This window comes from Chryseobacterium sp. Marseille-Q3244 (assembly GCF_940807095.1).
In the GTDB taxonomy this organism is placed as follows: Bacteria; Bacteroidota; Bacteroidia; order Flavobacteriales; family Weeksellaceae; genus Chryseobacterium.
On the sequence record NZ_CALNWX010000011.1, the window covers coordinates 80570 to 104286 of the forward strand.

A 23717-nucleotide genomic window follows, 5' to 3' on the forward strand; every position below is an offset into this window, starting at 1 on the left:
AATATAGCTTTTTTTACTATAGTTTAGGGGTAGGAAACTGGAAGAGGGAGGTAATTGTGGTTTAATCTTTTAAAAAACAAAAAGGCCCGGATTTTCCGGACCTTTTTTTGAAATTATTGATATCTCTTATGTTCTTTACTTTTTGAGAATCTTTTCGTAATCGGTTTGAATAATGCTTTGTATTTTTCTGCATCAAACAATTGTGAATCTGTAAGTGCTTTGAAAGTCATCCACACTCCAAACGGAAGAAGAATGAAATTGGGAAGCCACGCCGCTAAATAAGGGTTCATTTTACCACTCCAAGACATGTTTTCCACCCCAACATTAATTACATAGAAAATGATGAAGATAACAATCGCTATGATTACCGGAAGTCCCATTCCTCCTTTTCTGATGATAGAACCTAAACTTGCTCCAATCAGGAAGAAAATAAGACAGGTTACTGAATAAGAGATGTATCTCTGCTGGTAAATAACAACTTTACTGAAATATTTTACATTCGTACTAAATTCATTCTTTTTAGCTTCCAGTGTTGTTTTCAGATTGTCAAGTCTATTGTAGGAACTATAGATCATCTCAAGCTTTTTGTCACTCTTTACGGTATCCAGTTTTATTTGTGCTTTTGGAGCTACCTTAGGTTTATTGGCCTGATCCATATAAGCAACTACAGTATTGGTCTGGTTTAAAACATCCGTTCCAATGTTTTTAAAGAACACTGCATTTTCCTTTTTACTAATGGCAACGGTTTTATTAAGCTCGCTATAAGTTTGAAAACGGTAGTCATCTGTAATCTGCTCTTTTTCGATAGCTTTGTTGATAAGCTCACTAATGTCGAAATGATTCACGAGTGTATCGAATTTAATTGCCTGGTCAGGTTGTTTTTTTCTTACATCTTCTCCCTTTCCTGCAAAGTTATCTTCAAATACGTACCCATTATAAAGGATCAGCTTTAGAAAGTTTTTGTTGGTTGCCGGTACAAATTTTCCTTTTTCAGCCACAACAGACTGTTGGTTTTCGTAAGTATTGGCTTTTTTATGAACAAAAACACCTTCAATATTTTCTCCGTTTTCACCATAGATCTTATCAAACTTCACCATGTATCCCGGGATCTGGTCAATAAACTGTCCGGGAGTAAAGTTGATGGCCGGTTTTGTTTGAGCAATGTTAAAAAGCATATTCTTTGCCTTCCTCTGGAAATCCGGAATGATATTGTTGGAAAAGAAAAACAACATGATGGCAAGAATCGTGGTAATTCCTAATAGAGGAGCCATTACTCGGGTAAGAGGTATTCCTGCTGCTTTCATAGCTGCAAGTTCATAGCGTTCTCCAAATTCTCCAAATGACATGATACTCGCCAGAAGAATAGTGAGGGGGAGAACCATACTGATAACGTTCACCCCAAGGTAAAAAAGAAGTTTAAGGATCTGCCAGTAGCTTAATCCTTTTCCCATAAACTGCCCTAATTGAACCCAGATAATGTTTACAATGAAAATGAAAAACAATACGCTGAATATAAAGAAAAACGGTCCAAAGAAGGTTTTTATGATATATCTGTCTAGTATTTTTAACATGCGCCAAAATTAATCAAAAAGCCGCAAACTTGCGGCTTTTATATTTTGTTATTTTTTTTCAGAAGTGAAATAATCAAAAAGTGAATTTACTTTTTTGATTATCAACTTTTAAAGTTCTGTAATGACATAGTTTTTGAACTTATTTTTGTCAAAAACGAACATATTAGGATCCAGATCCTGATTCTCTTTGTATTCTTTGATCGCAATCACTGCAACATCTTTGTTGTTTCCGTGTTGCTCAAGTTTTACCATTTGTTTTTTTGCAGAGTCTACAAAAAGATATACAAATTGAATTCCGTTGGCTTTTACCGGAGTAAGCTTAATGAAATCTGTGTTTACTCCATTTACTGTTTTCTTACCGTTATAAGTTACGTTGTATTCGTTTCTGTAGTTCGTAAGATAGTTGATAGGGGAGAACATAGCACTGCTTCCGTTAGGTTTTGCAATAGTGACTTCCATATCATCAGCGTTGATATTGTAGATTTTATTTCCATCGAAGATCTGTTCTGTATCCATGATCTTCAACTTGTATTTATCTCCCGCAGTATAGTAAATACCGGGCTCTGTTTTATTAACCTGCCCGTTCAATCCGCTTCCAAAAGAAAATTTGAAGTAAGAATTCTTTTTAGAATTGTAATTGGCTGTAATGTCATCCAATATCTTTTTAGCTTTTGCATCTATTTTCTGAGCATTCGCCATACCTACTGCACCTACCACAAAACTTCCCAATATAACTTTTGAAATAATATTCTTCATTTTTCTTATTTAATAATCTTTAGATAATTTTAAACTTTCAAGGGTAAAGTAATAACGCTTTTTCCTTGTATTTATGCTATTCTTCCAAAAACTGTTCCAAAAAATACTTCTTATTTTTGATACTCAAGTAAAAAATTATGAATTGAATTTTTTAAAGCTTTTTTCAGATTTTTTCTCTCGGACCCTCCACCCATATTTTTAAAGCTTCCGGTACTCATATAATTCTGGTTATTGACATTAAAGTTTACTTTTGTTGTCAGTTCTGCACTAAATAGTTTGAACTCCCATGTAATATCCAGTATTTTTGAATCTATCTGATCTGCACTGGAATCATTACCATTAATTAAGTTGATTTTGGTTTCTTTCGCCATTTCAGATACAGCCTCTTCGAATGTCTTTTTTACATCAGGCTGAATAAACATACCTGCATGAGGCCCTTCTACATTAAAGTTCTCAACACTGGATGTATTATAAGTAAAAACTAATGTTTTCTCTTTAAAATACTCCTTGTTAAGGGTATTGGAAGCAGAACTCTGAGCAGACAGGCATACTACAGCTGAAGTAAAGAACAGCCCAAATAATAATTTTCTCATGTAAAGTTTTATGGTTAATTTAATATGTATTGTGTTGCAAATTATCTGGTCTCAGGCCTTTCAACATACCTTTCAAAGTTTTCAGGGAGAATATTGGTTACAGTTAATTTATTAGAAGTAATGGTAGGTTCAATTTTAATAACTTTAGTGTTTGGATTGATTTCAACCTGATGTTTACTTCTCATATTTACCATATCTATGTGAAGAGCAGTGAACTCATGTTTTCCATTCTCTAAATCAACAATAACATATTCTTTTGGTCTGATCTGCCCCAGAGATTTACCATCAAGTACAATGTTTAATCTTGCCGTATTATCCATTTTGTGGAGAGCACCTGCTCCATTATAAATAAGTACTTTGCCGTTTCCGAGGGTATTATTGTCAATGACTTCCATTTTTACAGAAGTATAGTCGCTGGGAACGGATCGTAAAGCGCATGAAGATAGTGTAAGGGTACAGGCAAAAAGACCCAATTTGATAGATTGTTTTATTGTAATTTTCATGATCATAGTTTTAACGAATATTATATAATATTTCCCGGGCAATATTGTTTAAAAATACCCGGGATTATTTTGTAGTAGAATACTTTTTATGATTGATTAGTTTCTTAGATCTTCAAGGAATTGCTCCAAAGAATGAAGGTCACTAATAATAACTTCTCTTGCTTTCGCTCCATTAAATCCACCTACAATACCACTTGCTTCCAGCTGATCCATGATTCTTCCGGCTCTGTTGTATCCTAGTTTCAATTGTCTTTGAAGCATTGAAGTAGATCCCTGTTGTGTAGAAACAATGATTCTTGCCGCTTCTTCAAATAAAGCATCCTTTTCATTAGGATCAAAAGAACCTACAGCAGAACTGTTGGCATCTTCTGAAACATATTCCGGTAGAAGGAATGCAGATGAATATCCTTTTTGTTCACCAATATATTCTGCAAGTCTTTCCACTTCGGGAGTATCTACAAAGGCACACTGAAGTCTTAAAATTTCATTACCATTGAAGTACAGCATGTCTCCTTTACCAATCAACTGGTCTGCTCCGGGAGAGTCAAGGATTGTTCTTGAATCGACACTTGAGATTACTCTAAAGGCAGCTCTTGCCGGGAAGTTAGCTTTAATCATACCTGTAATTACATTTACAGAGGGTCTTTGGGTAGCAACAATAAGGTGAATTCCCACGGCTCTTGCCAGCTGTGCCAATCGGGCAATCGGTAATTCTACCTCTTTTCCGGCAGTCATGATTAAGTCTGCAAATTCGTCTACTACCAATACGATATAAGGAAGGAAACGATGACCGTTTTCAGGGTTTAATTTTCTTTCTGCGAACTTTTTATTGTATTCTTTCAGGTTTTTACAGAACGCATTTTTAAGAAGGTCATACCTTGTATCCATTTCAATACACAGAGAGTTCAGGGTATTGATTACTTTATTGGTATCTGTGATGATAGCTTCTTCCGCATCCGGTAATTTCGCTAAATAATGTCTTTCAATTTTTGAATATAGAGAAAGCTCTACTTTCTTAGGGTCAACCATTACGAATTTCAGTTCGCTTGGGTGTTTCTTGTAGAGTAGGGAAGTAAGAATAGCATTAATTCCGACAGATTTACCTTGTCCTGTTGCTCCCGCCATCAATAAGTGAGGCATTTTGGAAAGGTCAGCCATGAAAATTTCATTGGAAATCGTTTTTCCGAAAACCACCGGAAGATCCATGTCTGTATTCTGGAATTTATGAGATGCAATGACAGAACGCATCGAAACCATTGTTGGGTTTTTTCTCGGTACTTCAATACCGATTGTTCCTTTTCCTGGCATTGGAGCAATGATTCTGATTCCCAATGCGGAAAGGTTCAATGCAATATCGTCCTGTAATTTTTTAATCGCTGCAACACGAATTCCTGCTTCCGGAACAATTTCGTATAGCGTAACTGTTGGACCGATCGTTGCTTTGATCTCGGCAATTCCTACGTTGAAGTTCTTCAGAAGTCCAACGATTTTGTTTTTATTTTCTTCTAATTCTTCTTTGTTAATGGAAATTTCTTCGTTACCATAGTCTTTTAACAACTCAACAGGTGGCATCTGGAAATTAGCCAGATCTAATGTATGGTCATATAAGCCATGCTTATCTACCAGTTCCTGGGATTTTTTATCGGAATCATCCAAAACATCAATTACTGGTGCTACTTCTACATTAAATTTAATGTTTTCCTGTGTAGAGGCTGGTGATACAGGAACTACAGGTGCCGGAGCGGTAACAGGAGCAGAAGGCCTGATGTCAAAAGCTTCCTCCGGGCTTGAAACCGGAACTGTTGGTTTTGCAGAAAGGTTTAAACTGACAGGTTGAGAAGCCTCCTGAGGCTCATTGTCAAATGATGTATGATTAGGAGTAGATATTGTATCAATAGTATTTGTGGCAGAAACTTCAGGGAATCCCTTTGGAATATTTACCGGTTCCGGTTCCTTACCCTTATTGATTGAATTATTAGATGTAGAATTGGTAATATCACTTACCGTAACATTAGGTGTTGTATGTTCTTCGATTTCTATTTCGTCCGTTTCTTCTTTTAATTCTTCATCAGCTTCAAAATCTTCATCAGAGTCAGGCATCATTGATTTTACTTTTCCAATGGTGTTCTCGTTGATCTTGTTTAGTTTTGCTTTAATAGAACTTGGGCGAAGATTAAATTCAAGAATAAAATACAAAAGGATACTTGCAGCCAATACAGTCCATAATCCTACAGATCCGATAATAGCATTTAAGTAATCCATAATCTGGTATCCGTAAACACCTCCCAGAACTCCTTGTCCTTTGGTAAGTGCTCCCATAAAAATAGGAAGCCAGCAAATGAAAAACAGGGAATGACCAATTGTTTTCCATGGCTTGAAAGTTTTCTTTTTAAGGATCAATGTTCCAACAACAAGAAATAAAAAGGCTATAATAAATGAGGCTATACCAATACTTTCAAATATGAAAATGTTTCCAAACCAATCTCCGGCCTTACCGAAAATATTTGATGATTTTATACTTTTGTCCAGCATAGTTCCGGCCTGGCTTTGATCAGATTTCCAGTTCATTAAATAGGAAATGAATGATAAAGCGAGAACAGCGGAGAACAGTATAAAAGTAAGCCCGAAAAATATGCGTGGCTTAGATAAAATCCTGCCTTTTTCAGGCGATTCAGTCGGTTTTTTTTGTGTCTTTTTATCCATAAATATCAATGTGGCAAATTTAATGTTTTTTCAATACTAAAAAGAATCTTTTTCTTCAAAAAACATTTTGTAATGCTCACTTTTTACTACAATTATTTAAAGCTGATTAAAAAATATTTTGTGTTATAAATATTGGCTGAAATAAAAATAAGGTTATTTTTTTTGTTTATCCAAATACAGAGCTGTTAAATTATATTAATTGATCGGTATTTCTTTTAGAATGTTTCAAAAACATACTTGAATTTGAATTTAAAATATATAAAAAATATTAATTATTTCAATCAAATTACCTTTCTTAAATTGAAAAAAAATATTTCATATATTTGTGATCTGGTTGAAATTAATAAGTTTTTTATGTTGTATGCTTTACCATTTTAATAGATAGTATACATAAGGAAAAAAAACTGTATAAATTTTACTTTTTAATCAACTTCCATATTCCATCCTTCTTAGTGAATTGGTGATTCTTTACTTGATTTGCTGATTTGAAAATAGATACAAACATTAAAAATAGATCAATGAGAAAAGAACTGCTCTTAGTGTTCTTGTTGGGTAATTGTATGCTATGGGCGCAATCTCCGGGTGGTGTTTCCAGTAATTTACAGATATGGGTGAAAGCCGATGCGGGTACAGCTACAACAACTGACAATACACAAGTTTCCATCTGGGAGAATCAAAAAACAGGTGGAGTAAATGGTATAGCCAACCAGGGAATCCCAGGTTATTATGCAGATCCTGGAGTAGAAGCTATACCGGTTTATCGTTCTGCTACATCAATTCCGAGCTTTAATTTTAATCCTGCTATAGAAGTTGTCAGTACTAATGGGTATAGATCCGGATACAAATTTCCATCAGGTTTTCCTGATGATATTACAAAATCACTTACTTCATATACCCATCTTACCCGAACAGCATCAGCCACCTACCGAACCGTTTTTGTAATGAATGGAACTACCCGAAGTTCCAATCCTACAGATATTGCCGGCGTATGGCAATCTCCATTTTTTGGAACAAGAACCAATCGTCCAGAGTTTTATAATGAAAAAGAATCCGGTGACGTTTTTTTTGGAACAAATGCTATCAACACCATAGAAACTAATGTACCCAGTATTCAGTCATATTATAATGATATCGTAGGTGAAGATGTGAAATATTTTTTTGATAACAATGGTCTTGCCTATGGCGGTCCATCAAATGATGTTTCTTCTATATACAATTATCCGGGGTTGGTCCTTTTAATGGATAATGATGGTGGATCAGGTTCGTCATCGCTTGCTGGAGACCGAATAGGAGAATTTATTTTATATTCAGAAACACAAACTCCTATAGAAAGGCAGAGAGTGAATTCTTATCTTGGTATCAAGTATGGAATTACGTTAGAACAGCCCCTAAATTATCTGAATTCTGATCAGGCAGTTACATGGGATTCTAGTTTGAATGCTGCTTTCAATAATAATATTTTTGGAATTGCGAGAGATGATATGTCGGTTCTGAACCAAAAAGTAAGCAATAGTATTAATGAGGATAATAATAGTATGCTTATAGCCGCTACAACTAATGATTTTATTGTACCAAATGCTGATGTAAGCAGAACAGCTTTTTCTAAAGATAACACCTTTTTGGTAATGGGGGATAATAACATTCAGGATCTACCATTAGTAAATTTTGGGACAACTTCAGGAAAGATTATTCAGAGAAGTTGGTTGGCACAGAAAATGAATGATCAGGACCCAACATGGTTACAGGCAGACCTTTCAAGATATACTGATATATTACCAACAGATAAAATATTTATGCTGGTAGCCGATGACGCCGGATTTACCCAAAATGTAAAGTTGATTCCAGCTACAGGTTTTGTAAATGGCAAAGCTGTATTCAATTATTTGTTTCCTACTAATCAATATTTTACTTTCGGAACTAATCTTCAGACCTATTGTACTAAAGATCCTGCTGCGGGGACGCCTGATAGTATGACAAAATTTGGAATTACAGGTCAGACAGGGATGCAGGCAAATTGGCCAGGCATTATTCCGAACGGATTTATTGCTCTAGAGTCAAGAAATAAAGGTCTTGTTATTACCAGGACCACAGCTGCAAGTATTGCTATTCCGGTAGAAGGAATGCTGATATTCGATACTGCTGATAGTTGTTTTAAGCTATATAACGGTACGTCATGGAATTGCATTGTAAGATCTTGTAATGAATAATAGTTTAGATTTAAAAAGAGAAAATGAAAAATATAATAGTACTCACAGGATTTTTATTTACTAATCTTATGTTTGCTCAAGTAGGTATTAGTAAAGAAACGGTAGATGGAGATGGAATTCTAGATTTTGCGGCTAATACGACTAATGGTATTATACTTCCCATAGTAGAAACATTGCCTAATGATGCTGGAGCCGGAACGATTCTCATGGATAAAAATGATAAAATCATAAAAATGAAAAATAGTTCCGAATGGGTTGCCCTTAGTGATGCCGGTTCTATTGATAATGTTACTTTCAATACCAATGCTGAAGTACCGGGACCTAATAGAGTAATTATAGGAAATTCTACAACAGCGGTTCCCGGGGTATTGGTGCTAGAGTCGGCTGATAAAGCTTTAATACTACCCAAAATAGCAGATCCCCATATTAATGTTAAAAGTCCTTATCCGGGAATGATGTGTTATGACACGGTGAGTAAAACTATGGCGGTATTTGATGGATTGAAATGGAGCTATTGGAAATAAGATAAAAGAATGAGACCGGGGGATTTTCCTTCGGTTTTTTATTTGTCGATGATATATGTTTTTGAACTAGTTCAAAGGTTTGATGTTTGAGGTTGGATAATTTTGTGTCATAAAATGTAATCAATGAAAAATATATCGAAAAGCGTACTGACTCTATGTCTGACTCTATTATCACTGATATTAACTAACGCACAACAAAAAAGAAAAATGGAAAACACCGCATTATTAATTATCGACGTACAGAACGATTATTTTCCCGGAGGAAAAATGATATTAGAAAGAGCTGAACAGGCAGGCAAAAATGTTCAGCAGGTTTTGGGATATTTCAGGGAGAATAATCTTCCTGTCATCCATATCCGCCATATTGCAACCAATGAGGGAGCTGTCTTCTTTTTGCCAGGGACATCAGGAGCGGAAATTCATTCACTGGTTTCACCTTCAGTTGATGAGAAAGTGATTGAAAAACATTTTCCTAACAGTTTCAGGGATACGGATCTATTGAAATCCCTTCAATCAAAAAATATTAAAAACCTTGTCATTACGGGAATGATGACGGATGTCTGTGTGGAATCTACGACAAGAGCTGCTTTTGATTTTGGTTTCAATAACACGATTATTGGTGATGCTACAGCAACAAGAGATAGGGAGCTGAACGGGCAGGTTGTAAAAGCATCGGATGTTCAACAGTCTTTCCTCGCAGGAATATCTGCACTGGGTGGTCTTTACGCGAATATCATCAATACAGAGGATTTCTTAAAAGGAAAATAGAACTCGCCAACTTATTAATGAATAAAGATATCAGGAATATTGGTATCTTTATTTTTGATCAATATTATCATGTTCAATTTGCTTTATAAAAATGTCAGCCGGTATATTGCTCTTTCTGAGGAAGAGTTCAGTCAGTTTTCTGCTCCTTTCAAGTTGAAAAGCTTTAAAAAGAAGGATGCTGTTCTGAAAGAGGGAGATTATTGTCTTTTTGAAGGTTTTGTTCTGAATGGCTGTTTCAAAGTTTATTATCTGAATGAAGCCGGATTTGAACAAACCTTGTATTTTGCTGAAGAAGGCTGGTGGATCACGGATATTGACAGCCTGATTAACGATGTTCCGAGTATTTTGAATATTGAGGCTCTTATGGATAGCGAAATATTGGTGATCTCAAAAAAAGATAAGCAGTATCTTTATGAAACAATGCCTCAGATTGAAAAGCTTTTCAGGATCATGAATCAGCAGTCGTCCGTGGCGTTACAGAGAAGGATTTTGTCTTTAACAGGAAAAACAGCAGATAAGCGCTATCTTGAATTCTTACAGAAATACCCTGGACTTGAACAGAAGCTTACCCAGCAACAGGTCGCATCCTATCTTGGAATTACCCATGAATTTTTAAGCAAGATCAGAAAAAAGGTTTCCTTGGAGAAATAGTTTGTGATTATATTTTGGGTAATTATATGCAATTGTACACTAATGCGGTTATCTTATTACTATGACTCTGTCATTCTGAATACAGACTGAAGGTCTGCGAACGTAGTTCAGAAGTGAAATGAAGAATCTAAGCGATATTATGAGATTCTTCCTTTGTCAGAAATCGAAGATTCGACGTAGTCAATGACAATGATGTAAAATTGTATATAGCCACTATATTTTTTTTATCCGAATTAACAAAATGAGTACATTGTAAAGAAAAACAATTGGACTAATTTGTTGATAATGAAAAATATAGAAAAGTGCTCATTGTTGCTGTTTATCGCTTTTTCGTTTTTTATATCTGCTCAAAAACTGAATAGTGATATTGGGGATAAAATTCTTAAAGTTGAAAATTCTTTAAGCCCATCTGTTATTTCAGGAAGTGATAAAGTTCCGTCTTATAACATTCTTGACCGGATGAAACAGTTCCATGTAAAAGGAGTAAGTATTGCGGTCATCAATAATTATAAAATAGAATGGATCAAAGGGTATGGATATGCGGACGAAGAAGAAGGACGAAAAGTTGATGTCAATACATTATTTCAGGCTGCCTCAATAAGCAAAACCATCAATAGTTTAGGATTTATGAAGCTGGTACAGTTGGGCAGCATAGATCTCGATAAAGATATCAATACTTATCTCAAAAGCTGGAAGTTCCCTTACGACAGCATTTCTAAACATAAGATCATTACTTCACGAAATTTATTAAGCCATTCAGCTGGATTGGGGGTTTCGGGATTCATGGGGTATGAAAGAAATGGGCCAATTCCTGATATTGTACAAGTTCTGGATGGTATTTCGCCTGCCAATTCTAAATCGGTCCGTTCCATAAAGGCTCCCGGATTGGAGTTTGATTATTCCGGTGGTGGAACAGTGGTTTCTCAATTGATTCTTACCGATACCTCAGGAAAAAGCTACGAAGAGTTTATGAAGAAAGAGGTTTTTGAACCTTTACAAATGACGCATAGCACATATTCTTTGAAAAATGATACTTTAAATATCGCTTCAGGATATTATTCCGATGGAAAGAAAGTAAAAGGAAAATACCATTTGTATCCGGAATATTCGGCAGCGGGACTCTGGACAACTCCTGAAGATCTTGCCAAATATATGATTGAGTGTCAACTGGCTTTAAAAGGTAAGTCTGAAAAAGTTTTAGCTCAAAAGTATATGGAGAAAAGGTTTACTCCGGTTGTGAATTACAACGAAAGTAAAGTAGCATTAGGGGTATTTCACCGATACAAAAATGGAGTCTATTACTTTAATCATAATGGGGGTAATGAAGGTTTTACCTGTGCCTCTTATGGAAGTCTTGATAAGGGATATGGAGTAGTCGTGATGACCAATACCAATAATCAGGAGTTTATGCTTGAAATTTGCAACAGCGTGGCCAGGGTTTATGATTGGGATCGTTTTTTTGTACCTCGGTTTACAAAGTAGAGAAATTTTGATAGATTGTTCCTTTTGGGTTTGTTTTTACAAAAAATAAGGTTATTGAAATAGAAGTCTTCAATCATTAAGATAGGTATTATGAATCCGTATTTTTTCGGGGTTAGAAATTGATTTTTTCATAATAACTCCAATATTATTAAGAACGATTCAAAATAAGGGAAACAGGCTTCAAAATGATAAAAAACAGCTTTTTTTCAGCTCTTTATGGTTTATCATCCTTATTTTTGCATGTCAAGTACATATAAACATGAAGAAGCTCCAGGATATTATTATCTCAACCAGGACAATGGCTGTATTGTTACTGGTTTATGCATTCGCAATGGCCTATGCAACGTTCTTAGAAAACGACTACGGAACTCCTACAGCAAAAGCATTAATTTATGAGGCAAAATGGTTTGAACTCATTATGGTGCTGCTTATTGTTAACTTCATAGGAAATATCGGAAGATACAGACTATGGAAAAAGGATAAATGGCCGGTTTTAGTTTTTCACCTTGCCTTTGTATTCATTTTTATTGGTGGTGCCATCACAAGATACATCAGTTTTGAGGGGCAAATGCACATCAGAGAAGGGGAAACATCCAACGAAATTGTAACGGATAAAAACTTCCTTAAAATCCAGATCGAGGAAAAAGGAGATGTCCTAAACTACCAGGATATTCCTTACCTGATGTCTCCACTTCACAAAGATCTTAATGCTACTTACGATTTCCACGGAAAAGAAGTAAAGATCTTTGCAAAAGAATATATTCAGAGAAAAAAAGACAGCTTACTGGCTGAGCCTAACGGAACTGAATACCTTCACTTAGTTTCCACAGGAACAACAGGAAGACAGAATATTTATATCAAAGCAGGAGATACAAAATCCATTAATGGAACTTTGGTAACTTTCAACAGAGCCATTGATGGAGCTGTTGAATTCAAAAATGAAGGGGGTAAATTATTCATCAAGACTCCAGTAGACGCAAGCTACATGACCATGGCAACACAGGCTACCGGAAATACTGTAAAAGATGAATTCCAGCCTTTAGCATTGAGAAGCTTATACAGCATCAATGAATTAAAGCTTGTAGTACCTGAAGGCCTTAAAAAAGGAAAACTGATGGCTATTGAAGGGGATAGAAAGAAAGATGCTGCCGTTCCGGATATGCTTCAGATTGAATTGCAAGGGCCAAAAACAAAACAATTGGTTGATCTTTCCGTTGAAAAAGGAAATCCAAATGCTTACAAACAAATTACGATGGATGGGTTAAACATTATGGTTGGATTCGGGCCTAAAGTTTATAACACTCCTTTCGCATTGAAGTTAGATGATTTCGTAATGGAAACCTATCCGGGAAGTAGCTCTCCGAGCGCTTACGAAAGTCACGTGAAAATTGTTGATGAAGGAAAAGAAACCCCTTATAAAATCTATATGAACCACGTTCTAAACTATAAAGGTTACCGTTTCTTCCAGTCAAGTTTTGATCCGGACAGAATGGGAACTGTATTGTCTGTAAACCACGATTTTTGGGGAACTTTAGTTTCTTATATTGGGTATGGATTATTATTCTTAGGAATGTTTGTCATCTTCTTCTGGAAAGGAACACACTTCTGGAAATTAAATAAAATGCTGAAAGATGCTAACAAAAAGAAAGCCGCAGCAGTACTTTTACTATTCTTAAGCTTCGGGTTAAATGCTCAGAAAATTGAAACACATGGAACTACTGACGGAAGCAGAGACCATGTACATGTAGAAGGTGACGGGCATACACACGCAGCACCGGATCCTACAGCTAAAACAACCGAGGATACTGAAATAAAACAGAACTCGTTAGCCTCTCCAATGGGGAAAATGAGAACCATTTCAGCTGATGAAATTATTTCGAGAAATAAAATCAGCAAAGAACACGCAGAGAAATTCGGCTACCTTTTGGTTCAGAACTTCGAAGGGAGAATTATTCCAATGAATACGCAGGCTTTAGAAGTTTTAAGAAAACTTTACAAGCATGACAGCTTCAAAGGAACAGACGGAAAATCTCTGGATGCTAACCAATGGTTCCTTTCTATCAATACAGATACGGAAAGCTGGACATCAGTTCCTTTAATCAAAGTTGATGAAAAAGGAGGAAAAGCACTTCTTGAAAAAACAAAAGCCAATGAAGAGGGGTATACTTCTTTACTGAATTTATTCCCAGTAGATAAGAGAACAGGAATGTTAACTTATATTCTGGAAAAAGACTATAACACAGCTTTTGCCAAAAAACCAGGTGACCAGTCTGAATACGACAAGCAGGTAATTAAACTTAATGAAAGAGTTCAGATTTTCAATGAATTTTTCAGTGGCCAGTTCTTAAGAATTGTTCCTGTGAAAAATGATGCTAATCACACTTGGCATTCATGGCTGGATCAGAAATTTGAACCGGACATGGAGTCTCAGCAAGTAATGGGACCTTATTTTTCAGAAGTAATCGGAGCACAAAAATCCGGAGATTGGACTAAGGCAGATTCTGAATTGGCGAAGCTTTCAGACTATCAGAAAAAATGGGGAAAAGCCGTAATTCCGGATCAGTCTAAAGTAGATCTTGAAGTATTCATGAACAATGTGAATATCAACTTCAAATTATTGATTTTCTATACCATTATCGGAGGACTTCTTCTAATTCTTGGATTTGTAGAATTATTCAAACCGAATAAAATATTAAAAAAAGCCATTAAAGTAATTATCGCAATTGGTTTAATTGGATATATATTCCATTTCTTAGGTCTTGTAGCAAGATGGTATATTTCAGGACATGCACCTTGGAGTAACGGATATGAAGCGATTATCTTTATCTCATGGGTTGGTATTTCGGCAGGTTTAGCTCTGTATAGAAATTCAAATGCTTTGATTCCTGCATCAGGTTTCATGGTAGCCGTTATCATGATGGGATTTGCACACGGAGGATCTGCACTTGATCCACAGATTACACCACTTGTACCGGTATTAAAATCTTATTGGCTGATTGTTCACGTAGCAATCATTACATCAAGTTATGGTTTCTTCGCCCTGTCGATGATTATTGCTGTACTATCTTTAGTATTCTATATTATTTCAAGCAAAGAAACATACAAAATTCACCATGATACAACATTGAAGGAATTGGTAATTGTTTCTGAAATGTCTTTAACAGTAGGTCTTTTTGCTTTAACGGTAGGAAACTTCCTTGGAGGGATATGGGCCAACGAATCATGGGGGAGATACTGGAGCTGGGACCCGAAAGAAACATGGGCTTTCATCTCGATCATGGTGTATGCTTTCGTTTTACACATGAGATTAGTTCCGGGATTAAGAAGCAGATGGGCGTTCCACGTAGCAGCAATGTTCGCTTTTTGTTCAATGGTAATGACCTATTTTGGGGTAAACTACTACCTGAGCGGACTGCACTCTTATGCTGCAGGTGATCCGGTACCAATACCAGCTTGGGTATACATCGGAATCGCATCAATGATTACTTTAGCAGCTGTATCTTATTTCAAGTTCAAAGCTTTAACGAAGAAATAATCTTTTTACCCATATCAAATTAAAATCCCGGAATTCACTTCCGGGATTTTTTTGTGGGTAATAGAAAGATAAAGTATTGCTTTTTAAGATTACGGATTAAAAATTTTTAACCACAGATTTTTACAGACGGACACAGGTAATACTACATCAATGATAGTAGGTAATTTCATTAAACAAAAAGAGACTATTTACAATAACATAGTAATTGATAAAGCATAAACATCTGTGAAAGTTTGTGTCATCTGTGGTTTTATTAATGATAAAGCCTGATTATTTTTTATTAGCAGAAACACTTCGTTTAAGGAGTTGCTTCATCCGACAGCTCAACGTTCCCATCTTCTCAACTTACAAACTACAATTGCTTCCTGTATAAAACCTCGAACCTCATATCTCGTATTTAAAACTCCTCAAAAAAAATAATTTTTTTATCTACAATTCAAAATTTACTGCTAACTTTATGATATCAAAATAATATCAAATTAAAAATTCAATCATGGAAAAAACATTAAAACCCATGTCGGGTTACCTTACATTAGTGATTTGCCTCATCCTCTTTGCTGCCGCAGTTTATTTCTTTATCAGTGGAGTGGATCAAAGTATTACGTTTGTAGTCATTGCAATGCTTTGCTTTCTGGTTTCTTGCTTTTTCTTAAAAGGCTTAATGATTATTCAGCCTAACCATTCAAGAGTGTTGAATTTCTTTGGAAAATATGTAGGAACAGTTAAGGACAACGGATTGTTTTTTATTAATCCTTTGTATTCATCTCAGAAAATGTCATTACGTTCAGAAAACTTACAGGGTCAGACTTTGAAAGTAAATGATAAAATGGGGAATCCTATCGAAATTGCAGTCGTAATGGTTTGGAAAGTAGGGGATACTTATAAAGCTGCTTTTGATGTTGAACGTTATTCTGACTTTGTAAAAATGCAGAGTGAGGCAGCAGTACGTCATTTGGCAATGAGCTTTCCTTATGATAATTTAGAAGATGATCATGCGCCGATTACCTTAAGAGAAGGAGGTGATAAAATTAATTCTATTTTGGAGCAGGAACTTACGGACCGCCTTTCAAAAGCTGGAATTGTTATTCAGGAAGCCAGAATCTCTCACTTAGCGTATGCATCTGAAATAGCAGGGGCTATGCTTCAGAGACAGCAGGCTACGGCTATTGTAGCAGCAAGAACGAAAATCGTAGAAGGCGCTGTAGGAATGGTGGATCTTGCCCTTAAAAAGCTTTCAGAAGAGAATATCGTTGAGCTTGATGATGAAAGAAAAGCAGCAATGGTAAGCAACCTAATGGTGGTGCTTTGCGGTGAAAAAGCGGCAACCCCGATACTGAATGCAGGAACTCTGTATAATTAATCAAAATAATCAATAATTCCAGGTTTATCAAAGTTGTAAATCTGGAATATAATCCAATGCGTCTTGCATCAAAAACAAGAATAAATGAAATCAGAAAAAGCTCAGAACACTTCGGAAAACAAAGGCAAAAAATCCTTTGTCTTAAGGATAGATGAGTCTACCTATAAACTCCTCGAGAAATGGGCCAATGATGAATTCAGAAGTGTGAACGGACAAATTGAATATTTGCTTCATCAGAGCCTTGTTAACTCGGGGAGAAAAAAGAAAGAATAAACTATAAATAACCGGTTTGAAATTAAAAATCCGTCTTCATGTTTTTGTAGGACGGATTTTTTATGTGTTTTTGAAAAATATCTTAGAAAAGCCTTTAGTTTGTGTAATTACCCAAAGTCTTTCAAAATATTGATTCTATAAACTTATCTTTGCAAAAAAATATTTTGAAAAAAACACTAATAACCTTAGCTGTCATTCTTGGGCAGTTATCTTCATCACAATGCTTTAAAGAATTCAGTCCTTCTAAAACCGGAAGGTATACGGCAGGTATAAAAACTGATGGGACACTCTGGACCTGGGGAGAAAAGGGGTATGGAGGACTTGGAAATAATACACAAAGTGCAGCATATTTCCCAGAACAGATTACTTCGGATACCTGGAAGAATTTTTCATTGGGAAGATATCATACATTAGCCATAAAAACAGACGGCACACTTTGGGCATGGGGGTTGAATAATTACGGACAAGTAGGTAACGGAACAAATGTAAATCAGTTTGCTCCCGTACAAATTGGGACTGGCAATGATTGGAGTTTTGTAATGACTGGTGAATACTCTTCTTTCGCTATTAAAACAAACGGTGAGCTTTGGGCTTGGGGAAATAACAGTAGTTATGGATTAGGATTAGGAAATAAGACTGATGTACTTGTACCTACTAGAGTAGGTACAGATATAGATTGGAAGAAACTTTCAAGTGGAGGAAGCCATACAATTGCGCTTAAAAATAATGGAAGTATTTGGGGATGGGGGCTAAACTCATCAGGGCAGGTTGGAGCAGGAAATACGTCTGTAAAAACTCCTATCCAGATTGGTACAGACACAAATTGGAGAGATATATCTGCAGGATACATTAGTTCTTATGGAATAAAGAATGATAATACTATTTGGGCATGGGGCGATAACTATGGTGGGCAAATAGGAAATGGTGGATGGGGTGCTCAGATTTACACCCCAATTCAGGTAGGTACCGACAATAATTGGAAATCTGTTAAATCAGGTGGATATCATGTGGTTGCTCTGAAATATGATAATACTTTATGGGGTTGGGGATCTAACGGGCTATCACAGCTAGCAGGCTATCATGGAACTTTGAATTATAAAACTCCAATCAGGATTGGTTTGGATTCTGACTGGAAAAACATCTACCCAGGATATGCTGCAACATATGCTGAGAAAAATAACAATACCATGTGGGTAACAGGAGACCAGTGTTGTGGAGAGTTTGGAAGTAATTTTTCAAGCGGAAAACATTATCCTTTGGCAATTATTTCAGGATACTGTGCGGAATCTGTACTTGCTACATCAGATTTGCCTAAGAAAAATGACATCATTGCTTTTTATCCTAATCCAGTAAAAGATATGCTTAATATCTCTTTGGATTCAAAAATAGAAGGAGTTGAAGTATATGAAGTGAGTGGTAAAAAGATTAAAGATTATACTGATGTGAATAACTTTCAGTTAAAAGTTAGCTTTTCTGAACTCCTTCCTGCTGCATATATTGTTAAAATTAAAACAAAAAATGAAGTAAGAGCTGTTAAAATAGTCAAAGAATAAGTTTGAATACATGTTCTAAAAAAAGAAAGCAGAGAATTTTTCTCTGCTTTTTTATTTTATACAACTCTGAAGAGTGTCTGCTCCAAAGTAGAATATTACGAGCCAAATCAAGCCTTTAATGGTAAAGAAAGCAAACCCTGCCCATCCCACACGCTTGAACCACTTTTTAAACTTTGAGTTATTTTCTTGTGAATTTTCCATTGGTGACTGTCAAAAAGATTACCCTACAAAGATAAGCATGTTTATAATTAGTCCAAATAAATAACATATTAAAAAATTAAAGTTTTGAGGTTCGCATAATATTTTTATCTTTAGAGAGAACGAAAAGTAAGATTTTATGTCAAAAAAAGTAAAGGATTTCGGAATCGAAAAAACACTCAAAAACCTTGGTATTAAAGAAGAGAATAAAGGGACTTCAGTGGGCGGTAAATATTTCGCTTCAGGAAAGACGATTGAAAGCGTATCTCCTGCAGACGGGAAATTAATTGCTAAAGTAAAGACTTCCGGAGAAAGTGATTATGACAAAGTTATTGAAACGGCTCAAAAGGCATTTCAGGAATTCAGGCTGATCCCGGCTCCTAAGAGAGGAGAGATCGTAAGACAGCTTGGTTTAAAGTTAAGAGAATATAAAGATGATCTTGGAAAACTTGTTTCTTATGAAATGGGTAAATCTTTGCAAGAAGGACTTGGAGAAGTACAGGAAATGATTGATATCTGCGATTTTGCTGTAGGACTTTCAAGACAGCTTCAGGGATATACCATGCATTCGGAAAGACCTGGTCACAGAATGTACGAGCAATACCACCCGCTTGGGGTAGTAGGAATCATCACTGCATTCAACTTCCCGGTAGCAGTATGGTCTTGGAATACGGCTTTAGCATGGATCTGTGGTAACGTTACCATCTGGAAACCGTCAGAAAAAACTCCACTTTGTGCCATTGCATGTCAGAATATTATGAATGAAGTCTTGAAAGAGAACAATCTTTCAGAAGGAATTTCAAGTGTATTGGTTGCTGACCATGAGATTGGGCAGAAATTAGTAGATGACAAGAGAGTAGCTTTGGTATCTTTCACAGGGTCTACAAAAGTAGGAAGAATGGTTTCTTCTAAGGTAGCAGAAAGATTCGGAAAATCTATCCTTGAATTAGGAGGGAATAATGCGATTATCATCACTAAAGATGCAGATCTTAATATGTCTATCATCGGAGCGGTATTCGGAGCCGTAGGAACTGCAGGACAAAGATGTACTTCTACAAGAAGACTGATTATCCACGAAGAGGTATATGATGAAGTAAAAACAAGATTGGTAAAAGCTTATGGCCAGTTGAAAATCGGAAATCCATTGGATGAAACGAATCACGTGGGACCACTTATTGACGTGGATGCTGTAAATCAATATCAGGAATCTATCAAAAAATGTAAAAAAGAAGGTGGTAAATTCGTTGTAGAAGGTGGCGTTTTATCTGGAAAAGATTACGAATCCGGATGCTATGTGAAGCCTTGCGTTGCTGAAGTAAAGAACTCTTATGAGATCGTTCAGCATGAAACATTTGCTCCGATTTTATACTTAATCAAATACAAGACATTAGAAGAAGCAATTGCTATTCAGAATGATGTTCCACAGGGACTTTCTTCTGCCATCATGACACAAAATCTTAGAGAAGCAGAATTATTCCTTTCCCATGCAGGTTCAGATTGTGGTATTGCGAACGTAAATATTGGGACTTCAGGTGCTGAGATCGGAGGAGCTTTCGGAGGTGAAAAAGAAACCGGAGGTGGAAGAGAATCAGGATCAGATGCTTGGAAGTATTATATGAGAAGGCAAACTAATACTATAAATTATACTGCACAACTTCCTTTAGCACAGGGAATTAAATTTGATTTATAAAAGCTTTACTTAAAGCACCCAAAAAAACAAAAAAAAAAACTTAATAACCTGAATGATTAGATACTCAGCCTTTTGATCGTTTCATCATTCACTTATTAAATCACACAACAATTTATTATGGAACACACATTAGATATACAAGCAAATAAAGTAAAGGAAACAGTTGGAAAACATGTGTTGGCTGACGGTTTTGATTTCGTGATGGACATTGAAAAATCTCATGGATCATGGCTTTACGATAAACTTACAGACAGAGAATACCTGGATATGTTCTCTATGTTTGCATCAGCTTCCATCGGGTACAACCACCCGTATCTTGTAGAAAGATCAGAATGGTTGGGAAGAATGGCTGTCAATAAACCAACTTTGGCAGACGTTTACTCAGAAGAATATGCTCACTTTTTAGAAGTATTCGAAAGAGTAGTGATTCCTGAAGAACTACAATACGCTTTCTTTATTGAAGGCGGAACTTTAGGCGTTGAAAATGCATTGAAGGCTTGCTTCGACTGGAAGACCCGCAAGAACTTCGAAAAAGGTCTTGATACTGAAGCAGGAATCTGTATTCATTTCAAACAGGCTTTCCACGGAAGAAGTGGGTATACTTTAAGCTTAACAAACACATCGGATCCTAGGAAGTATCAATATTTCCCAATGTTTAAATGGCCGAGAATCTTAAATCCGAAATTATCATTCCCAATCACAGAAGAAAATCTGGCAGAAACCATCAAAAATGAACAATTAGCTTTAGTGCAGATTGAAGAAGCTATTCTGATGAATCCTGATAAAGTAGCTTGTATCATCATTGAGCCTATCCAGGCAGAAGGTGGTGACAACCATTTCAGAGATGAATTCTTGTTAGGATTAAGAAAAATCTGTGACGACAATGAAATCTTACTAATTTTTGATGAAGTTCAGACGGGTATTGCCATTACAGGGAAAATGTGGGCATTCCAGCACTTTACTGCGAAGCCGGATATTATTTCTTTCGGTAAAAAAGCTCAGGTTTGCGGAGTATTGGCCAACAAAGAAAAGTTTGACGAAATTCCGAACAATGTTTTTAGAGAAAGCTCAAGAATCAACTCTACATTTGGAGGTAATTTTATCGACATGCTTCGTTTTCAACTGGTAATGGAAGTTATTGAAAAAGAAAACCTTGTAGAAAACGCAAGAGTAGTAGGAGACTTCCTATTGGAGAGCTTAAAAGCAATGGCTGAGAAATATCCTTCAAAAATTTCCAATGCTAGAGGTAGAGGATTAATGTGTGCTATTGATCTTCCATCCGGAGCAGAAAGAAACAAAATGATGACTGAATTATTTAATGACGGACTGATTATTCTTCCGTGTGGAGATCAGTCTTTACGTTTCAGACCACATCTTAATGTTACCAAAGAAGAAATTCAATTGGCATTAGATAAAATTGAAAACAATATTAATAAAATTTAAAAATAAAGATTTGTAATTTTCAAAAAAACATTGTACATTTAGATACTCAAACAATTAGAATATGGAAAGAAGTACGAGAGTATCAGTTTACGAAAGTGATAACCCTTCAGAAATTCAGTTGGTTAAGTCTAAATTGGATGATGCGCAAATTACAAACACTATTGAAAACAACTATCTGACATTTACCACAACACCTACAGCAACATCGCTAAAGGTAATGGTGGATCTGGAAGATGAAAAGAAAGCATTTGAAATTATTGATGCTTATCTTCAACAAAGTGAAAATTAATAAAACAATTTCATAATTTTAAATTTTACTACTTCGAACCGAAAATTAATTTTATAATTAGTTTTCGGTTTTTTAATTAAATCAAACATTAAAACATTAAAAAATTAAATATTTAAAAGATGACTTGAAGAATTATTATTTTATATCACAGCCAAAGTTAGATCAATAGAAACTTATATTGGTGATTTAAAATTTGACGCAAAGCTTTAGTAACCTTATGGTATATTTTTAAGAAAGCAAAGACAGAAGCTATCTCAAAAGTGTCATTCTGAATGAAATGAAATGAAATGTAATGAAGAATCTCAAACGATTGATTTCAAATAAGATTCTTCCTACGTCAGAATGACAAAAGCCAAATTAATTGACTTTTGAGACAACCTCTTATTAAGTAATCACATAGCCAATCGCTTCTTCTATGACGAAGTCGCAGCCTTTGCGTTAATAAAATCAGTTTTAAATTCAGAAGATCAACAGGTAAATAGTTCTGATTTTAGTCTTTTAAACTCTATATTTTTTAATCAAAATCAACAACATGAATCCAGAAATCAAACTAAGAAAATCGGAAATTGAAGACAGAGACATTATTTGGGGAATCATCCAGCAATCCATTGAAAGAAGAAAGCAGGACGGAAGTACACAATGGCAGAATGGTTATCCCAATCTTGGAACAGTAGAAAGTGATATCGCAAAAGGTTTCGGATATGTACTTACAGTAGATGGGGAAATTGCAGTATATGCGGCTTTGATCCTTAACGATGAACCTGCCTATAGCAAAATCGAAGGAGAGTGGTTAAGCAACGGAGAATTTGTGGTGGTACATCGTGTGGCCATTGATGAAAAATTTGCAGGGCAGGGAATCACTAAAAAACTTTTCGATCATATAGAGGACTTTACGAGAGCTAATGGTATCCAGAGTGTTAAGGTAGATACAAACTATGATAATATTGCAATGCTGAAGATTCTTGAAAGCAAAGGATATTCTTATTGCGGAGAAGTAGTTTTAGCCGATGGATTAAGGAAAGCTTTTGAGAAGATTATAATTTAAGGCAAAAGTTAAATCAATTTTCATTGAATTTTTAAAACGCCCTGTATTTATAATCTCTATCAGCTTTGTTCGTTTGGTTCTGAACTAATTTTTACTTTTGTTCAAATTTTTATATTATGCACCAAAGTATAGGAATTGATGAAAAAATATTTCAGGATGCCGTAAAGTTTTATGGCACTGTGTTCAGCCTACCTCCTTTAGCTTCAAAAATCTATTCCTACCTTCTTTTTGATTATGAGAAAGTAGGAATTACTTTTGACGAGTTTGTTGAAGTGCTCTCTGCGAGCAAAAGTTCCGTTTCCACCAGTATTTCATTATTGTTAAATGCACAGCTCATCGTAGATCATAATAAGATGGATGAGAGGAAACGGTATTTTTTTATCAATGATGAATACAAAAAGATCCGATTTGAGAAAATTGTCCAGAAAATGCAGGACGAATTAAAGCTATTAGATGATTTAAACAATTTTAAAAAAAGTAAAGACGATGGATACAACGAAAGAATAGAAGTTTACAAAGCACTCTTAAACAAAAACATAGAAAATATTCAGGAATCTCTTAATAAACTATAAA

The 23717-nt window shown here is 35.5% G+C and carries 19 protein-coding genes; 14 read left to right on the forward strand and 5 right to left on the reverse strand.

Annotated elements, in window-relative coordinates; genetic code table 11:
• Positions 1-113: 113 nt before the first annotated feature.
• From NBX25_RS17975 to NBX25_RS17995, 5 genes are all read right to left on the reverse strand, one after another.
• The gene (locus tag NBX25_RS17975; protein ID WP_250254702.1) at positions 114-1571 is read right to left on the reverse strand and encodes an LptF/LptG family permease; all 1458 of its coding nucleotides are present in this window, start codon (positions 1569-1571) and stop codon (positions 114-116) included.
• A gap of 108 nt (positions 1572-1679) precedes the next feature.
• Positions 1680-2327, reverse strand: a complete 648-nt coding sequence (lolA1, locus tag NBX25_RS17980; RefSeq protein WP_123911639.1) for an outer membrane lipoprotein periplasmic chaperone LolA1 — start codon at positions 2325-2327, stop codon at positions 1680-1682.
• Between the two features lie 110 nt (positions 2328-2437).
• Positions 2438-2920 carry a hypothetical protein gene (locus tag NBX25_RS17985; protein WP_123911638.1) on the reverse strand — a complete coding sequence of 161 codons (483 nt, stop codon included), beginning with the start codon at positions 2918-2920 and terminating at the stop codon, positions 2438-2440.
• A 41-nt stretch (positions 2921-2961) separates the two neighbouring features.
• Positions 2962-3423: a hypothetical protein gene (locus NBX25_RS17990; protein WP_250254704.1), complete on the reverse strand. Its 462-nt coding sequence runs from the start codon at positions 3421-3423 to the stop codon at positions 2962-2964.
• Between the two features lie 96 nt (positions 3424-3519).
• Positions 3520-6126 carry an FtsK/SpoIIIE family DNA translocase gene (locus tag NBX25_RS17995; protein WP_123911636.1) on the reverse strand — a complete coding sequence of 869 codons (2607 nt, stop codon included), beginning with the start codon at positions 6124-6126 and terminating at the stop codon, positions 3520-3522.
• A 518-nt stretch (positions 6127-6644) separates the two neighbouring features.
• On the opposite strand from NBX25_RS17995, the gene NBX25_RS18000 reads away from it, so the two are divergent.
• From NBX25_RS18000 to NBX25_RS18065, 14 genes are all read left to right on the forward strand, one after another.
• Entirely contained in the window at positions 6645-8333 is a 1689-nt protein-coding gene (locus NBX25_RS18000; RefSeq protein ID WP_250254706.1) for a DUF8202 domain-containing protein, read from the forward strand.
• 23 nt (positions 8334-8356) lie between these two features.
• Complete coding sequence (locus tag NBX25_RS18005; RefSeq protein ID WP_250254707.1) at positions 8357-8857, forward strand: hypothetical protein; 501 nt, start codon at positions 8357-8359, stop codon at positions 8855-8857.
• Between the two features lie 123 nt (positions 8858-8980).
• Positions 8981-9625, forward strand: a complete 645-nt coding sequence (locus NBX25_RS18010) for a cysteine hydrolase family protein (RefSeq protein WP_123911633.1) — start codon at positions 8981-8983, stop codon at positions 9623-9625.
• A 69-nt stretch (positions 9626-9694) separates the two neighbouring features.
• Positions 9695-10276, forward strand: coding sequence for a Crp/Fnr family transcriptional regulator (locus NBX25_RS18015; protein ID WP_250254709.1), 582 nt, complete (start codon positions 9695-9697; stop codon positions 10274-10276).
• Between the two features lie 285 nt (positions 10277-10561).
• On the forward strand, positions 10562-11758 hold the full coding sequence (locus NBX25_RS18020; protein WP_250254711.1) for a serine hydrolase domain-containing protein: 1197 nt from the start codon (positions 10562-10564) through the stop codon (positions 11756-11758).
• 259 nt (positions 11759-12017) lie between these two features.
• Complete coding sequence (locus tag NBX25_RS18025; RefSeq protein WP_250254713.1) at positions 12018-15293, forward strand: cytochrome c biogenesis protein CcsA; 3276 nt, start codon at positions 12018-12020, stop codon at positions 15291-15293.
• A gap of 493 nt (positions 15294-15786) precedes the next feature.
• Complete coding sequence (locus tag NBX25_RS18030; RefSeq protein ID WP_123911629.1) at positions 15787-16653, forward strand: SPFH domain-containing protein; 867 nt, start codon at positions 15787-15789, stop codon at positions 16651-16653.
• An 84-nt stretch (positions 16654-16737) separates the two neighbouring features.
• Positions 16738-16926, forward strand: a complete 189-nt coding sequence (locus tag NBX25_RS18035) for a type II toxin-antitoxin system antitoxin (protein ID WP_068943158.1) — start codon at positions 16738-16740, stop codon at positions 16924-16926.
• Between the two features lie 164 nt (positions 16927-17090).
• Positions 17091-18479 carry a T9SS type A sorting domain-containing protein gene (locus NBX25_RS18040; protein WP_250254714.1) on the forward strand — a complete coding sequence of 463 codons (1389 nt, stop codon included), beginning with the start codon at positions 17091-17093 and terminating at the stop codon, positions 18477-18479.
• A 337-nt stretch (positions 18480-18816) separates the two neighbouring features.
• Positions 18817-20367 carry an L-piperidine-6-carboxylate dehydrogenase gene (amaB, locus tag NBX25_RS18045; RefSeq protein ID WP_250254716.1) on the forward strand — a complete coding sequence of 517 codons (1551 nt, stop codon included), beginning with the start codon at positions 18817-18819 and terminating at the stop codon, positions 20365-20367.
• A gap of 117 nt (positions 20368-20484) precedes the next feature.
• Complete coding sequence (lat, locus tag NBX25_RS18050; protein WP_123911626.1) at positions 20485-21810, forward strand: L-lysine 6-transaminase; 1326 nt, start codon at positions 20485-20487, stop codon at positions 21808-21810.
• Positions 21811-21871: 61 nt separating this feature from the next.
• The gene (locus NBX25_RS18055) at positions 21872-22099 is read left to right on the forward strand and encodes a DUF2007 domain-containing protein (RefSeq protein ID WP_123911625.1); all 228 of its coding nucleotides are present in this window, start codon (positions 21872-21874) and stop codon (positions 22097-22099) included.
• A 532-nt stretch (positions 22100-22631) separates the two neighbouring features.
• The gene (locus tag NBX25_RS18060) at positions 22632-23144 is read left to right on the forward strand and encodes a GNAT family N-acetyltransferase (RefSeq protein WP_250254718.1); all 513 of its coding nucleotides are present in this window, start codon (positions 22632-22634) and stop codon (positions 23142-23144) included.
• A gap of 116 nt (positions 23145-23260) precedes the next feature.
• Complete coding sequence (locus tag NBX25_RS18065; RefSeq protein WP_123855736.1) at positions 23261-23716, forward strand: transcriptional regulator; 456 nt, start codon at positions 23261-23263, stop codon at positions 23714-23716.
• Position 23717: the final 1 nt, after the last annotated feature.